Source organism: Mangrovibacter plantisponsor (genome assembly GCF_003182475.1).
GTDB classification, from domain to species: Bacteria; Pseudomonadota; Gammaproteobacteria; order Enterobacterales; family Enterobacteriaceae; genus Mangrovibacter; species Mangrovibacter plantisponsor.
The window spans coordinates 275,728-292,626 of the sequence record NZ_QGTS01000003.1; the positions used below are offsets into that span (position 1 = coordinate 275,728).

Annotated in this window: 11 protein-coding genes; 10 read left to right on the forward strand and 1 reads right to left on the reverse strand. The window is 53.8% G+C overall.

Annotated elements, in window-relative coordinates:
- The first annotated feature begins 116 nt into the window (after positions 1 to 116).
- From DES37_RS06155 to DES37_RS06180, 6 genes are all read left to right on the forward strand, one after another.
- Positions 117 to 1,367, forward strand: coding sequence for an ABC transporter substrate-binding protein (locus DES37_RS06155; RefSeq protein ID WP_110025219.1), 1,251 nt, complete (start codon positions 117 to 119; stop codon positions 1,365 to 1,367).
- A gap of 10 nt (positions 1,368 to 1,377) precedes the next feature.
- Complete coding sequence (gene ntrB, locus DES37_RS06160; RefSeq protein WP_110025220.1) at positions 1,378 to 2,283, forward strand: nitrate ABC transporter permease; 906 nt, start codon at positions 1,378 to 1,380, stop codon at positions 2,281 to 2,283.
- Positions 2,280 to 3,068 carry an ABC transporter ATP-binding protein gene (locus DES37_RS06165; protein WP_110025221.1) on the forward strand — a complete coding sequence of 263 codons (789 nt, stop codon included), beginning with the start codon at positions 2,280 to 2,282 and terminating at the stop codon, positions 3,066 to 3,068. The genes ntrB and DES37_RS06165 overlap by 4 nt, the downstream gene beginning before the upstream one ends.
- Positions 3,069 to 3,078: 10 nt before the next feature.
- Positions 3,079 to 7,179 (forward strand): nitrite reductase large subunit NirB, encoded by a 4,101-nt coding sequence (gene nirB / locus DES37_RS06170; RefSeq protein WP_110025222.1) that lies wholly within the window; start codon positions 3,079 to 3,081, stop codon positions 7,177 to 7,179.
- On the forward strand, positions 7,176 to 9,812 hold the full coding sequence (locus DES37_RS06175) for a nitrate reductase (protein WP_110025223.1): 2,637 nt from the start codon (positions 7,176 to 7,178) through the stop codon (positions 9,810 to 9,812). The genes nirB and DES37_RS06175 overlap by 4 nt, the downstream gene beginning before the upstream one ends.
- A gap of 246 nt (positions 9,813 to 10,058) precedes the next feature.
- On the forward strand, positions 10,059 to 11,276 hold the full coding sequence (locus DES37_RS06180; RefSeq protein ID WP_170123737.1) for an EAL and HDOD domain-containing protein: 1,218 nt from the start codon (positions 10,059 to 10,061) through the stop codon (positions 11,274 to 11,276).
- Between the two features lie 32 nt (positions 11,277 to 11,308).
- Here DES37_RS06180 and DES37_RS06185 read toward each other — a convergent pair whose 3' ends face one another.
- Entirely contained in the window at positions 11,309 to 12,016 is a 708-nt protein-coding gene (locus tag DES37_RS06185; protein WP_110025225.1) for an SDR family oxidoreductase, read from the reverse strand.
- A gap of 275 nt (positions 12,017 to 12,291) precedes the next feature.
- Here DES37_RS06185 and DES37_RS06190 point away from each other — a divergent pair, with 275 nt between their 5' ends.
- The 4 genes from DES37_RS06190 (at position 12,292) to DES37_RS06205 (ending at position 16,879) form a co-directional block, all read left to right on the forward strand.
- Positions 12,292 to 13,464, forward strand: a complete 1,173-nt coding sequence (locus DES37_RS06190; protein WP_110025226.1) for a serine hydrolase domain-containing protein — start codon at positions 12,292 to 12,294, stop codon at positions 13,462 to 13,464.
- A gap of 182 nt (positions 13,465 to 13,646) precedes the next feature.
- Positions 13,647 to 15,125, forward strand: a complete 1,479-nt coding sequence (locus tag DES37_RS06195) for an MFS transporter (protein WP_110025227.1) — start codon at positions 13,647 to 13,649, stop codon at positions 15,123 to 15,125.
- Between the two features lie 239 nt (positions 15,126 to 15,364).
- Positions 15,365 to 16,207 carry an MBL fold metallo-hydrolase gene (locus DES37_RS06200; RefSeq protein WP_110025228.1) on the forward strand — a complete coding sequence of 281 codons (843 nt, stop codon included), beginning with the start codon at positions 15,365 to 15,367 and terminating at the stop codon, positions 16,205 to 16,207.
- 135 nt (positions 16,208 to 16,342) lie between these two features.
- Complete coding sequence (locus DES37_RS06205; RefSeq protein ID WP_342768390.1) at positions 16,343 to 16,879, forward strand: NUDIX domain-containing protein; 537 nt, start codon at positions 16,343 to 16,345, stop codon at positions 16,877 to 16,879.
- The last annotated feature ends 20 nt before the right edge of the window (positions 16,880 to 16,899 follow it).

The window sequence follows — 16,899 nt, forward strand, 5'->3', positions numbered from 1 at the left end:
TTACGCATTTGTTTCGCCAATGGCGGTGAAACGAGTGCTTTGGATAAAGGCGTCCTTACTTTGGCTTTGGCCGGAGTACGGACGCCTTTTTTTTATTCTCAGAACAGGACGCCTTGATGAGCAAAACGCATTTTACGCTTTCCCGCCGCCAGTTTCTGGCAGGCAGTGCCGCCCTGGGAGCCGGCTTGATCCTGCCCGGTATTCGCCAGCAAGCCTGGGCTGCGGGGTCCGATGCGCCAGAGTTGACCACAGTGAAAGTTGGGTTTATTCCCCTGACAGATTGTGCGCCAGTGGTGATGGCCGCCATCAAAGGATTTGATAAAAAATATGGCATCAGTATCCAGCCCAGCAAAGAAGCCAGTTGGGCAGCAGTACGGGATAAACTGCTGTCTGGCGAACTGGATGCCGCCCACGTTCTCTACGGCTTAATTTATGGCCTGCAACTGGGCGTCGCTGGCCCGCAACGTAACATGGCAAGCCTGATGACCCTGAATAACAACGGGCAGGGGATTTCACTATCTAACCAGCTCAAGGCTGCCGGGGTTACCAATATTGAATCACTAAAAAAAGCCATTGATGCCAAACCGGCTGGTTCCATGACCTTCGCCCACACCTTTCCAACCAGTACCCACGCCATGTGGCTCTATTACTGGCTGGCAAGTGCAGGCGTTAACCCCTTTACTGACGTGCGCACCGTTGTCGTTCCACCACCACAAATGGTGATGAACATGAAGATAGGCAACATGGTGGGTTGCTGTGTTGGTGAACCCTGGAACCAGCGAGCTATCAGCGACAATATCGGCTTCACCGCTGCCACATCCCAGTCTGTATGGCCCGATCACCCGGAAAAGATCCTCGGCACCCGCCAGGAGTGGGTAGAAAAACACCCCAACACGGCAAGAGCACTTACTGCTGCGGTACTGGATGCCGCGCGCTGGATAGACGCCAGCGATGCCAACAAACGCGAAACCGTGCAGGTTATCGCCCAGCGCCCGTGGATTAACACCAAACCAGAAATAATCGAAGGGCGCATGTTGGGGAAATACGAAGATGGCCTGGGTAAAACCTGGCAGGATGACCACGCTATGCGCTTTTTCCATGATGGCGAAGTGAGTTACCCATGGGATTCAGACGGCATGTGGTTCCTGACCCAGTTCAAGCGCTGGGGCTTAATTAAAACCGCGCCAGATTACCTCGCTATTGCACGCCAGATTAACCGTGTGGATGTCTACAAAGCCGCGGCCACTGCGGTAGGTGGCGTCTCTATTCCGGCAAGTTCACTGCGCAAAAGCACACTGATGGACGGCAAGGTTTGGGATGGTACCAACCCCGCGGCGTATGCAGACAGTTTCGCCATCAAACAATGAGGTCCGGGACATGAAAACAGCACAACAGATAACTCCCCTGAAAGCTGAACGCCCGGGGGCAGAAAAACAGATACAGGGTGAAGTTGTGAACCTGGCGGTCAAACCCGTTCGCCGTCCACACCGTATTGCTCACACACTGCGCCAGCTACTGGAACGAATTATTCCTGTTCTGGCCGGGCTTGGATTACTGGCCGTGGTGTGGCAACTGGCAGCACTTCACAGCCAGGGTTTCCCCGGGCCGGTTACCACGCTGGAAGCGGCCAAAACCCTTTTTGCCGACCCGTTTTACAACAATGGCCCGAATGACCAGGGGATCGGCTGGAACGTGCTGGCATCGCTGGAGCGTGTCGCTGTTGGTTTCAGCCTTGCCGCGCTGGTGGGTATTCCCGCAGGGTTTCTGCTGGGGCGTTTTCAGTTTCTCGGCCGGATGTTTAACCCGGTAATTGCCTTACTGCGCCCGGTCAGCCCACTGGCCTGGTTGCCTATTGGTTTGCTGCTGTTCCAGCGTGCTGAACCGGCATCCAGCTGGACCATTTTTATCTGTGCTATCTGGCCGATGATCATCAACACCGCTGAAGGCGTGCGCCGGGTTCCACAAACCTATCTGAATGTCGCCCGTGTATTACGACTCAGTGAATGGACCATTATGCGCCGCATTTTGTTTCCTGCCGTGTTGCCCGCAGTAATGACCGGGGTACGCCTGTCCATGGGGATTGCCTGGCTGGTGATTGTGGCTGCTGAAATGCTTACCGGCGGCCTGGGTATAGGGTTCTGGATCTGGAATGAATGGAACAACCTCAATGTGGAAAACATTCTGATCGCCATTTTAATCATTGGGGCAGTAGGGCTGTTACTTGAACAGGCATTACTGCTGATAGCACGCCGCTTCACCTGGGAAAGCCGGGAGGATAAATGAACAAAATCATTCAGGTTCAAAATGTCAGCCAGCAGTTTATGACTGCCGGTGGCCCGTTTCTTGCCCTGGACCGGGTTAGTTTCGACATAGCTGAAGGTGAAACCATCAGCCTGATTGGCCATTCCGGGTGCGGTAAATCCACCTTACTGAATTTGATTGCCGGTCTGACACTGCCCAGCAGTGGTGGGTTGCTGTGCGACAACAAAGAAATTGCCGGGCCAGGCCCGGAACGGGCGGTGGTTTTCCAGAACCACTCACTGCTTCCCTGGCTTACCGCGCGTGAGAACGTTGCGCTGGCTGTAGAAACCGTATTCAAAGGCAGCAAAACCAAAGCTGAAATGCGCGAATGGACCGAGCATAACCTTGAGCGTGTGCAAATGGGCCACGCCATGGATAAACGGCCAGACGAAATATCCGGCGGGATGAAGCAGCGTGTCGGCATCGCCCGGGCGCTGGCCATGAGCCCACGGGTTTTACTGATGGATGAACCTTTTGGCGCACTGGACGCACTGACCCGCGCACACTTGCAGGACGCCGTCATGCAAATTCAGGCACGCCTGAACACCACACTGGTTCTGATAACGCATGATGTAGACGAAGCCGTACTGCTTTCAGACCGGGTGTTAATGATGACCAATGGCCCGGCAGCAACTGTGGGCGAGATCCTGGAAATCGATCTTCCCCGGCCACGCAACCGGGTTGCACTGGCGGATAACCCGCGCTACCACCAGTTGCGCCAGCAGATATTGCAGTTCCTGTACGAAAAACAGCCTGCAGCTGCCTGAGGACACACAAATGAAACCGCATCTGGTGGTGGCAGGCAATGGAATGGCGGCGCTGAAACTGGTGGAAACGCTGCTGGCGCTCGCGCCCGGGCGTTTTAAGGTTACGCTGATTGGTAATGAGCAACATGCAACCTACAACCGGGTTCAGTTGCCTTCAGTTCTTAACGGTGACAAAAGCTTCGCTGAAATCGCGCTGCACCCGTCATCCTGGTATCTGGAGCAGGGTGTCACCTTGCTCACAGGTGAAACAGTACTTTCAGTTCACCGGGAAAGCCGCCAGGTGGTGACAGATAAACGCACGCTTGTCTGGGACCAGTTAGTTATTGCCACCGGGTCACAATCTGCAATGCCGCCTGTCACCGGAATTCAGTTGCCCCATGTCTGCGGGTTCCGCCACCAGCAGGATCTGTTCGCGCTGCAAAATGATCCTCCCGGAACACCGGTTGTCGTGTTGGGTGGCGGGTTTGTTGGGGTTGAAGCCGCGGCAGCACTGGCTCAGCAGGGGAGGCAAGTCTCGCTGGTTCACCGCCATGGCTGGCCCCTTGAGCGCCAGGTGGATGCAAAATGTGGCGAACGGCTACTCAGTGCGCTGTCACAGCAGGGGGTTCACTGCCTGATGAACAACGGTATTACGGCGATTACAGCTGATGCCGTCAGGCTTACCAATGGGCAACTTTTGCCAGCCAAACGGGTGGTGATTGCGACCGGGATCCGGCCAAACATAACGCTTGCCCGCGAAGCAGGCCTGGCCTGTGGGCGCGGAATTCAGGTTAACGGGCAACTCCAGACCAGCGACCACACCATCAGTGCTCTTGGGGAGTGTAGCGAGTTTAACGGTGAAGTACCTGGCTTGCTGGCACCTTGCCTGGCGCAGGCAGTGGTACTCGCTCATCGCCTGGCAGGCCAGGCGATCGCGGATTACCACCCCGAGCCTCAGGGCACCCGCCTGAAAGTGCGGGGATTGCAGCTGTTTTGTCTCGGCTCCCGTCAGGAGCAGGAAAATACTCCGCCTTTAATCAGTGAGAACAGCTCCACTGGCGACTACCAGCGGTTATATACCTGCAACGGGCACCTGACAGGAGCGTTCCTGTGGGGCGATATCAGCGAAGCAGCGCGCATCAGCGCACTGATGCACCAACCTATTCATTTTCACGCCCTCCTTCCGGGTGTTCCTTCCCCGGAAGCGGCGCCAACCGCAAGGACAGAAGCAATGCAGGATATCAACACGCACGCCAAAAAAACGTTGGTTGTTATTGGCCATGGCATGGTCGGCCAGTATTTTCTTGAGCAACTGGTTGAACGAGGTATGCACCAGCAATGGCATATCGTGGTTTACGGTGAAGAACGCCACCTGGCCTACGACCGGGTGCATTTAACTGACTATTTTACTGCCGGGAATGCCACCACGCTGAGCCTCACCGATGCCGATTTTTTTGCTCAACATGGTATTGAGTTGCGCACCCACAGCCAGGTAACCGCGCTTGATACTGACCGGCGCAGCCTGACGGACTCCCAGGGCCGGGAGCTGGCCTGGGACCACCTGGTGCTGGCAACCGGCTCACGGGCTTTTGTACCGCCCATTGAAGGCCATGATGACCAGCGCTGCTTTGTTTACCGTACGCTGGATGATCTGGATGCAATTAAAGCCTGTGCCAGCCATGCCACACGGGGTGTGGTGATCGGGGGGGGTTTACTTGGCCTGGAAGCCGCCAATGCGTTAAAAACGCTGGGCCTGGAAACCCATGTAGTGGAGTTCTCACCGCGCCTGATGGCGGTTCAACTGGATGATGAAGGCGCCACGCTGCTCAGCAGCAAAATTCAGGCTCTGGGTGTCCATGTCCATACCGGCATGCAAACCACTAAAATCGCCTCCAGCGCCAGTGGCTTGCAATTACAGTTCAGCAGCGGTGAACCACTGGATACCGACCTGGTGGTGTTTTCCGCCGGGATCCGCCCGCGTGATGACCTGGCGCGCATAGCCGGGCTGTCCATCGGGCCGCGCGGCGGCATTGTTATCGATAACCAGTGCCGTACCAGCCACCCGGCAGTATATGCCATTGGGGAGTGTGCGCTCTGGGAGGGCGCCATTTTTGGCCTGGTAGCCCCGGGTTATGATATGGCGCGTATTGCTGCCGCCCGGTTGTCCGGCGAGCAGGAAGCCCAATTCCTTGGTGCAGACATGAGTACCCGCCTGAAACTGCTTGGGGTGGAAGTTGCATCGCTGGGTGACGCCCATGGCAAAACCCCCGGTAGCCTGGTGTACCAGTGGCACAACGGCCCGGATGGCATCTACAAGAAAATAGTGGTCAGCGCCGATAAAAAACAACTACTGGGCGGCGTTCTGGTGGGTGATGCCAGCGACTACAGTAATTTGCTGCAACTGATGCTCAACCGCATCGATTTACCAGATGCGCCTGCCCAATTGATTCTGCCGGCAACTGGCGATAAACCTGCCGCTCAGGGCAGCAAAGCGCTTCCGGACAGCGCAGTTCTGTGTTCGTGCCACAACGTAACCAAAGGTGCAATTCGCGCAGCCGTAACCGCAGGCCACCATGATCTCAGCGCAGTGAAATCATTCACTAAAGCTGGCACGGGTTGCGGCGGGTGCACATCCCTGGTTAAACAGGTGATGGAGCAGGCACTGGAGGAATCCGGGGTTGCAGTCAGTGACGATATCTGCGAACACTTCCCCTGGTCGCGCCAGGCATTATTTAACCTGATTCAGGTTGAAAACATCCGCAGCTTTGATGATCTGATCCAGCGCCATGGTAGCGGCCACGGCTGCGAAATTTGCAAACCACTGGTTGGCTCACTGCTGGCATCAGCCTGGAATGACTACCTGCTGAAACCAGAACACTTGCCACTGCAGGATACCAATGACCGCTACTTTGCCAACATTCAGAAAAACGGCACTTATTCCATTGTGCCAAGGATCCCGGCAGGCGAGATAACTCCGCAAGGCTTAATTGCCATTGGTGAAGTCGCTCAACGCTACAATTTGTATACCAAAATTACTGGCGGCCAGCGCATTGACCTGTTTGGCGCCACTCTTGCACAGTTACCCCTTATCTGGCAGGAACTGATTGATGCAGGTTTTGAAACCGGCCACGCTTATGGCAAGTCATTACGTACGGTGAAATCCTGTGTCGGCGAAAACTGGTGCCGTTATGGTGTCCAGGATTCAACCAGCATGGCGATTGAGCTGGAACAACGTTACAAAGGATTGCGCTCGCCGCACAAAATTAAAATGGCGGTTTCAGGCTGTACCCGTGAGTGTGCAGAAGCGCAGAGCAAAGATATTGGTGTGATTGCCACGGACAAAGGCTGGAACCTGTATGTCTGCGGTAATGGCGGCATGAAACCTCGCCATGCAGATCTGTTTGCCACTGATCTTGATAGCGCAACATTAATTCGCTACATCGACCGGGTACTGATGTTCTATATCCGTACCGCCGGGCGTTTAACCCGCACCAGTGTGTGGCTTGATAATCTGGAAGGCGGGCTGGATTATCTCCGCCAGGTGGTCATTGACGACAAACTTGGCATAAACGCGCAGTTGGAAGCCAACATGGCGCACATTGTTGACACCTGGCAGTGTGAATGGCAAACCACGCTGAACGACCCGGAACAACTCAGCCGGTTCACCGCCACCATCAACAGCGATACCCCGGATGAATCTGTGCAATGGGATACCCGCCGCGGGCAAATACAACCCACCACCGCACTAGTCACACACCCGTCGCGCCTGCCTGCGGAACCCTGGCAAACGGTGTGCGCTGTTTCCGCTATCCCCAATAATGCTGGCATTGGCGCTCGCCTGGGCAGCCACCGTATTGCCCTGTTCCGTATTGGGGAACAGGTTTGGGCACTGGACGACATTGAACCCGGCACCCGGGCCTGCGTGATGTCGCGCGGTTTACTGGGAGACAACGCGGGAGAACTGATTGTGATCTCGCCACTGTATAAGCACCGTTTTCGCCTGGCTGACGGGCGTGCACTGGAAGGGGAAACGCACCTGCGCAGTTGGCCGGTACATGTCGTGAATGGGCAGGTACTGGTTGCCAGTGAACCGGCAACGCACAGCGAACCTGTCGCCGAGGCTACTGTATGAATGAAACCCGGACCACTTGCCCGTATTGCGGTACCGGCTGCGGTCTGCGGGTTTCCGGGGCATCAGCAAATGTTGCCGGGCAGATACCGGCAATAAAAGTGCAGGGCGATACCTCACACCCGGCAAACCTGGGGCGCATCTGTGTAAAAGGCAGTGCACTGGATAAAACAATGGGGTTACAGGGGCGGCTTCTCGCCCCGCACATCAAACAGCAGCGCGTGTCCTGGGAGCAGGCACTGGACCATGCTGCCCAACGGCTTGCTGACATTATTCACCAGCACGGCCCGGATTCAGTTGCGTTCTACGCCTCCGGGCAATTACTCACTGAAGACTACTATGCTGCCAACAAGCTTATGAAAGGGTTTATCGGCAGCGGCAATATCGACACCAATTCACGGTTGTGTATGTCTTCCGCTGTCGCGGCCTATAAACGCGCTTTTGGCGAAGATGCCGTACCCTGCAACTATGAAGATATTGAACTGGCGGATGTCGTAGTCCTGGTGGGGAGTAACCTTGCCTGGGCGCATCCGGTATTGTGGCAACGCCTGGCGGCGGCACGGGCGGCCAGGCCTGATATGCAAATCATTGCCATCGACCCCCGGCGCAGCACAACTTGTGCGGAAGCAGACCTGCACCTGGCTATCACTCCCGGTAGCGACAGCGCGTTGTTTACTGGCCTGGTAAACTGGCTGATAACAGAAGGAAAAGAAGATGCTCTGTGGCGCAGCAGAACTGTGGGGCGCACCGAAACGGCCCAGGCAGCCGCCCCCTGGACTGCAGACAAAGTCGCTGAATATTGTGGCCTTTCACGCAACCAGGTTGAAGCCTTTTACCAGCTTTACTGTAAACCACGCCGGGTAATGACATTGTGGTGTATGGGCATTAACCAGTCCGCCACAGGCACAGATAAATGCAATGCCATCATCAATGCCCACCTGGTTGCCGGGCAAATAGCCAGCCCCGGATGTGGCCCTTTTTCTCTTACCGGCCAGCCCAATGCCATGGGCGGGCGTGAAGTGGGGGGGCTGGCAAACCAGCTTGCCGCCCATATGGATTTTACCCCGGAAGCCATTGAGCGGGTGGGCAGGTTCTGGGGCAGCAACCGCACAGCGCATAAACCGGGTTATAAAGCAGTGGAGCTGTTTCAGGCTGTTGAACGGGGCGACGTCAAAGCCATCTGGATTATGGGTACCAACCCGGCGGTATCGTTGCCAGACACCAACCAGGTTGCCCGGGCGCTGGCGCTATGTGAGTGTGTGATAGTTTCTGACATCACTGCGCACACCACGACGGCAGCCTTTGCGGATGTTCTTTTCCCGGCCCAGGGCTGGGGAGAAAAAGAGGGTACGGTCACCAATTCCGAACGCCGCATCTCACGGCAACGGCGCTTTGCCGAACCACCCGGTGAAGCCCGTCCAGACTGGTGGATAATTGCGCAAATCGCCCGGCGTATGGGGTATGAGAAAGCTTTTGACTGGTCTCATCCTCATGAGATTTTTAGTGAACACGCGGCGCTTACCGGTTTTGAAAACCAGGGAGAGCGCCTGTTTGATATCAGTGGGTTAAGCCGTTTAACCCGCACTGAATGGGAACAGTTGCAACCTATTCAGTGGCCGGTAAATTCACACCACCCGGCAGGGTGCTCCCGGTTATTTCAGGATGGCGTATTTGCTTTCCCGGATGGTAAAGCCCGCCTGGTACCGGTTCACCCACAGCCGCCCAGGAGTACCACCAGTAAATATTACCCTCTGGTAATGAATACTGGCCGTATCCGCGACCAGTGGCACACCATGACCCGCACCGGGCTGGTTGCGGGCCTGTTGCAGCATCGCAATAAACCTTATTGCGAAATCCACCCGGCAGACGCCAGCCTGGCGGGGATCACTGAAAACAGTCTGGTGCGGTTACAGTCTGCTACAGGCTGGATGCTGTGCCGGGCGGTGATAACCGATGCACAGCCTGCCGGGCAGGTATTTGTGCCAATGCACTGGAACAGCCAGTTTGCCTTGCAAAGCCAGCCAGGGGCGCTAATTACTGCGCATCGCTGTGAAATATCCGGCCAGCCAGAAAGTAAATTCACCCCGGTACGGGCCCAGCCCGTGACCAGTGACTGGGAGGGCGTGTTATATGCCAGTGACAGTGTCACTATTTCTGGTGCGCAATGGTGGGCCCGTGCTCCGGTGCCCGGTGGCTGGCAATTCTGGGTTGCAGGTGATGGGTGTATTACGGACTGGCTACAACAACAACCCTGGCTGGCCGGGCTCGAATGCCGCCAGGCCACGGACAATAATATTGCCTGCCACTTACTGGGGTTTAACCGCGGGGTGCTGAATGTAGCGTTCTATGCCAGCCCGTCAGCACCAGAGCCAGACTCCACACTGGTTTGCGCAAGCCTTGGCAAAAAAGTGGATAAGCAAACCAGCGACCAGTTGCTTGCCGGGCGCTCTCTGGGGGATACCCGGGGAGCCCAAACGGTGTGTAGTTGCTTTGGTACCCAGGCCCGGGATATTTCCCAGGCTATTGCCAGCGGTTGCCATACTGTCAGCTCTCTGGGTAAGCAACTTGGCTGTGGCACCAATTGCGGCTCCTGCATTCCTGAGCTAAAAAGCCTGCTGTCACAGCACGCACTATAATCACCCGCTATAATTCACGGGCAGGGAAGCCTGGTCAGGAGCATGATTATCCTTTTGAAACCACTTATCTACTCCCCAAGTATTATTTTGATTTCTATCAAAATACATCACACTTCTTGCGCAGTTATCTAAACTAGAAACAGTATCAGTCGATAAACCTGTTGGAAAACGTGTATTGCTTACGCGCCTGTAAACATGGCGCAACGTATTGGCGGTTCTGGTATATCACGCTATTCAGGAGCAGTTATGTACTCTTTCATTGCCAGGCAACCTATTTTTGATCAGGATATGCATACCGTTGCTTACGAGTTGTTGTACCGTAATGGGCTCAGTAATGCGTTTCCTGATGTTTCTTCGGAATACGCTACCAGTCAGGTTATTTCAGACCAGTTCCTTGGCTCACCACTGCAAAGCGTGACAGATAATCACGTTTCTTTTATTAATTTTCCCCACAAGATGATTATTGATCGCCAGGTTTTCAGCCTGCCGCCAGAGAGTGTGGTCATTGAAGTGCTGGAAGACGCGCAACCCGATGATGATTTGTTTAGCGCTATCACTGAATTACATCACAAAGGTTTTACCGTGGCGCTGGATGATTTCACAATGGAAGAATGCTGGGCGCGCTTTATGCCATATGTGGATATTCTTAAATTTGATATACGTAAACATTCAGCGGAACTCATTGCTCAGTATATTTCCCGTAACAAACTGGAAAAAATGACATTACTGGCGGAAAAAGTAGAAAGCCAGGAAGAGTTCCAGGCATTCAAGTCATTAGGTTTTTCACTTTTCCAGGGCTATTTTTACCGCCGGCCAGAAATTTTACGCAACAAGAAACTGGCGCTGAATATTACCTGGTTAATTGAACTGATGCGTGAAGTGAACCAGCAACGAATCGATTACGAAAAGGTGGGCAATTTAATCAACCGCGATGTGTCTATTGCCTACAAATTTATGCGTTACATCAAGAATATTCGCTACCAGACCAGTTTCCCGGTGGAAGTGAATACCATGTCGCTGCGCGATATCGCGTTATATATTGGCGACCATGAATTGCGCCGTTTTGTCTCACTGGTGAGCCTGTACAGCCTTGATGATGAAAAACCCGTTGAACTGTATAAAAACAGCGTTATTCGTGGCCGGTTTTGTGAACTGATTGCCACAGAACTGCATATGACTTACCTCGAGGGCGATGCCTTCCTGTGTGGCCTGTTTTCATTACTCGACGCCATACTGGATCACCCGCTGCATGTGCTGCTTGAACAAATTACCTTATCACCCCGTATTCATGCAGCTCTGGTCGATAGCAAAGGCGTGTTGTTCGAAATACTCGACCTGGCTCGCCACTATGAAACCATGCAGTGGTTAGATGTACACCGGCTGGGTAATGAACTGGGGCTGAACGACCCACAAATCATCAAGATCATGACCAGCGCAATTCACTGGGCCGATGAAAGCTATTAGCCACTCTCTCTGGCATAAATGACTGAGCGTGATTAACGCACCAGTGGGGCAAGGTAAACCGGCTGGCCAGCAGTAAGCCCCTGGTGTACCTGGCGGGTAATGTCATCGCCCAGTATTTCACTCAGCCCGGCTTCCAGCGCGTTATAGGTTGCCGTGACAATATCCAGTGGCGAGGTTTTTGGCACATCAAAATCTTTTGTCATCCCGGTGTCAATAAACCCTGCATGCAGGCCCAGCACCTGCGTACCTTGTTCAGCCAGTGCCAGACGCAACCCATTGGTTAAAGACCAGGCGGCCGATTTGCTCACCGAATACGTGGGTAGCATGGCGCTACTAATCCAGGACGCTACGGATAATACGTTGATAATGGCACCGCCGCCTGGCTGAGCCAGCACAGGTGCAAAGGCCTGCGCTAAACGTAACGGGCCAAACAGGTTTGTCTCCATCTGCTGGCGAATGTGCTGTTCTGCACTGGCATCAAGCAAACTCCCGGTTTGCGCAATCCCTGCGTTATTAATTAACAGCGTGATATCACCCGCCTGTGCTACCGCTCGGGTAATGGTGGCAGGATCTGTTACATCGAGCTCAACAGCGGTAACACCGGCGATGTTAATAACCTGCGGGTTGCGTGCTGCGGCATAAACTTTCTTTGCGCCGCGTACGAGAGCTTCTCTGGCAAACACTTCTCCCAACCCACGGTTAGCTCCGGTTACAAACACAACAGCATTTTTAAGTTGCATGTCTTTCTCCCGAGAAAATCAGTTATAGCTGGCTACATAAAACCACTCACAATATGTCACTGTTGTACCAGATAAACTCGCCCGGTAAACCCGTGTAATTACCGGCAGGCAAATGAATAATGTAAGCAATTAATGCCTCAGTGATAAAAACCTTGCTTAAAATCAATTGTTTTAATAGTAATCAATAGTGGGTTAAACCATGTTTCCGAAAAGCCTGGGTGGCTGAAGGCAACTGACAGACACCTGCGGTTTCACCAAAATACAGGAGAAAGTTCATGCAAGCAGAAGATGCACTTAATGCATCCTTGCCGGGCATCTTTGACCGGGCAATAGCACAGGGCAGAGTGGTGGGTGCTGTGTGTGCCGTTGCTCACCAGGGCAAACTTCGTCATATCAGTGCTCATGGTTTTGCCGACCGGGAAAGCCAGCGCCCTATGTTACCCAGTACAGGCTTTCGGTTATCTTCAGTGACCAAGCCCATTGTCTCACTGGCCGCCCTGCGCCTGGTCGCCGCAGGTATCCTTGAACTGGATGCGCCGGTAACTCAATGGTTGCCAGACTTCACGCCCACTGGCCCGCAAGGTGAGGCGGTAAATATGACGCTGCACCAGTTACTCACGCACACGGCCGGGCTGGGGTATGGCTTCAATCAGGGCAATGACGGGCCTTATATCTCAGCAGGGATTTCCGATGGCCTGGACCATGTTGATTTTGACCTGGCTGAAAACTTACGCCGCCTGAGTTCTGTTCCTTTGCTGTTTCGCCCTGGAGAAAGTTGGGCTTATTCCCTGGGTATGGATGTTCTGGGGGCTGTTATTGAGAAAGCGACCGGGAAATCACTGCCGCAGGCGGTGGCTGAACTGGTGACTCTGCCACTGGGAATGAGCCATTCAGGTTTTGTGACTGCGGGGCTGGATAACATTGCCGTCGCTTATGCCAACAGTGAACAGGGGCCGGTTATTATTGGTGAAAATGCAGAGATCCCATTACCTGAAGGGTTTGGGGGAAGCGTGCGTTTTGCGCCATCACGGGTAGCAAACAGCCAGGCGTACCCTTCTGGTGGGGCGGGTATGTATGGCTGCGCACCGGATATTCTGAACTTTTTAGAAGCATTGCGCACTGGTGCGGGCCTGCTGCCAGCCAGCCTGCAAAGTGCTGTTTACCAGGCACACTGTGGCCCGGAAGCTGAATGCGCAGGCCCCGGCTGGGGGTTTGGTTACGGTGGGGCTGTGTTAGTTAACCCACAGGCAACGGGCACGCCACAAAGCCCCGGGACACTCTCCTGGGGTGGTGTTTACGGGCACAACTGGTTTATTGACCGGCAAAACGACCTGACTGTGGTGTTGATGACCAATACGGCCTATGAAGGGATGTGTGGGTTGTTGACCCTCGAAGTACGGGATGCTGTCTATACAGCTCTTAATGCAGGCCATATTTCCGCCGCATAACAGCGCAAAGCCGGTGGTAAACCGTGACCACCGGCTCACTTTATTATATTCATTCCATACCGACTTATTTCTTTCAGTTATTAGTTATCGACTATCGCTCTATCAAAAATCTTGCTCGCAACTACTAAAAATGAAAGTCTGGATGCTTAGACATCCAAACGTCCATTACAAGAGCAAAACACATGACGCAATTTCCACTTTACTCAGACAGGGAGTATGCCGGAGAACCACCACAGGAAGTGCATACCATCAGCAATGCCGCTGATGTCAGTAACCTGGTCAATAACTCCACACAGGCACGCAATAATGCCCGCATCATTATGGCTATCGCGCTGGGTGGCGTATTTCTTGATGCCTATGATCTCGGCGCACTGGCCTTTGGCGTAAAAGACATCACCCACCAGTTTAATCTCAGCCCTAAAGGGCTTGGTCTGGTTCTGTCCGCTATTACCTTTGGCGCAATTATTGGTGCCATTATTGGCGGCTACCTGACAGATAAGATTGGCCGTTACCGGGTATTTATGGCCGATATGTTCTTCTTTGTTTTCGCCGCCATTTTAGGTGCCTGCGCCCCAAATGCAGAAGTGCTGGGTATCAGCCGCTTTATTATGGGTCTGGGGATTGGGATTGATTTACCGGTTGCCATGGCATTTCTTGCCGAATTCTCTCGCCTTAAGGGTAAGGGGAATAAAGCAGCCAGCGTCGCTATGTGGTGCCCAACCTGGTATGCGGCGATCACCGTTTCCTATATCCTGGTTCTGGCGCTGTTTTACTCACTGCCGCCCAGCCATAACGAATATTTGTGGCGCTACATTGTTGGTTTTGGTGCCGTTCCTGCGCTGATCATTATTCTGATCCGTAAACGCTATATGACGGAATCGCCTATTTGGGCAGCACAACAAGGGGATTTAGAAGGTGCCGCGAAGATCCTGCGCAGTGCATGGAATATCCCGGTGAAAGTGGCTGCGGATGCAGATACAACGGCGCAAGAACCCACCAAACGCACAGCAAGCTGGAAAAACTATGCTGTACTGTGGGACAACCATTTCCGTTCACGCACCGTGCTGACCAGCGTCATGTCGTTTGTTTCCCCCTTTGCTTATTCAGCCATTGCGTTTGGTTTGCCAATTATTATTTCCACACTGTTTGAGCAATCGTTGCTGACAACTATCCTGGCCTCGCTGGTACTGAACCTGTGTTTTGCCTTTACCGGCGGCATTGCGGCGGTGAAACTGGTGCCTTACCTGGGTTCGCGAGGAATGACGCTGGCCGGGTATGGCTGCCAGTTAGTGGCCCTGATTGGGCTGGCTCTGGTCGGCAAACCAGAAGGAACTCAGGAGGCAGTACTGTGCTTTGGTTTACTGGCGCTGTTCCTGCTTGGCCAGGGATTTGGCCCGGGCGCGCATACCATGGTGTATGCGTCGCTGAGCTATCCGTCTTCCATTCGTGGCGTGGGCGTGGGGTTAAACCAGACTATTACCCGGGTCAGTTCAACGCTGGCGTTATTCTTGTTCCCGATACTTATCAGCACGCTGGGTGAGGGCTTATTCTGGGTGATTGCGCTGTCGCCTGTCATTGGTATTCTGGCGCTGTTGCTGATTCGCTGGGAACCATCAGGTTACGATATCGACGCCGAAGATTTCGCCCGGCAACAACCTTAACCGACTGGCACTTCAGCGCCATGGTGGGCGCTGAAGTGTTTCTTTTTTCACGTTACGAGCTTATCTCGCCAACCTGGCATTCCTCGAAAACACCCTGCGCAGTATCATTCATTTCCGGCACCTGCGGGTTTTACCGTACAGAACCGTTTAGCCAGCTTTTATAAAGCCATACCAATGCAACCGGGCGGCCGGTTACCGAAACCGGTCATCATGATAAACTAACAAATAAAGGTGATGTGATGAGTTCAACCCAGCCTGCGTCATGCCGTATTGGTGACTACCTGGTCACTGTGTTGAGTGACGGATATATGGAAGCCAGCCTGAGCCTGCTCTCTGGTATTGGCGAAACTGATGCCCAGTCCATTCAAACTGAAGCGGGTATCGCCGCACCAGGCAATATCGAAATCAACGGCTTTCTGATTCGTGGCAGGGGTCACACTATTCTGGTAGACAGCGGAACCGGTGGAATAAACAACGCAGGAGGGCAGCTGCTGCCGAGCCTGCAAAAAGCCGGAGTAACACCGGATGATATAGACACAATATTATTAACCCACTGCCACCCCGACCATATTGGTGGCCTGCTCGATTCACACGGGAATAAAGTGTTCAATCGCGCAACGCTACTTCTGCATCCTTTAGAAGCAGAATACTGGCTGGATGATACTCACCAGCAAGCAGCTACAGAGCGGGGTAAACGCAACTTTGCATTTGCCCGGCAGGTTCTGAAAACCTATGGGGAACAGCGGAAATTTTTCAGTGATGGCGATGTTATTGAGGGTATATCCCCCGTACTGCTGGCCGGCCACACGCCAGGCCATACAGGGTTTCACATTAAGGCTGAAAATGGCGGTTTGTTGATTTGGGGCGACATTGTTCACTTTCCTTATATCCAGTCGATGCACCCGGATGTCTTTGTCGCTTTTGATGTGGACCACATCCAGGCGGAACAGACCCGGGCAAAGATTTTCAGCCAGGCAGCCACTCAGCAACTGCTGGTGGCGGGAATGCATTTCGCGCATGCAGGCTTTGCACACATCCACCCGTCAGAAAATGGTTACCGTATTGAATATCTTCAGGGTTAACAAAAAATTGCCCCTGCAAACCAGTCCATCGCCCTAAATTAACCCCCGGTGCTGTCAACAGGGCGCTCAATATGCTGGAATGATTGTTCTGGAATACCACAACACAATGACACGAAGTCCGGGAGGTACCTGATAGTGGAAATTAAAACCTTAAGCTCGCGAACGGTTTACCAGAACCAGTGGATGCGCCTGCGTGAAGACAGTATTGAGCGGAAAGATGGCTCGCAGGGGATTTATTCCGTGGTGGAAAAGCCTGATTTCGCCGTTATTCTTCCGGTTGAAGGTGACCAGGTGTATGTGGTTGAGCAGTACCGTTATCCTCTTGGTGTCCGCACTCTGGAACTCCCGCAGGGGGCATGGGAACTGAGCCCCGGTGAAGCACCAGAAACGGTGGCCCGGGGTGAACTGGCAGAAGAGACCGGGTTACGGGCCAGGACACTGACCTGGGTAGGTTACCAGAAACTGGCGCAGGGCTACTCCACTCAGGGGTACCATATTTGGCTGGCATCCGACTTTGAGCAAGGCGCACAGGCACTGGATGCCGAAGAAATCGGGCTGGTGTGCAGGCACATGCCAGTCAGTGAATTTGCCGGGCGTATTGCCAGTGGTGAAATTACCGATGCCACATCGGTTAGCGCATTTTTGCTGGCGCGGCTGAAAGGCCTGGTATAGCGCCAGCGCCATATAACATA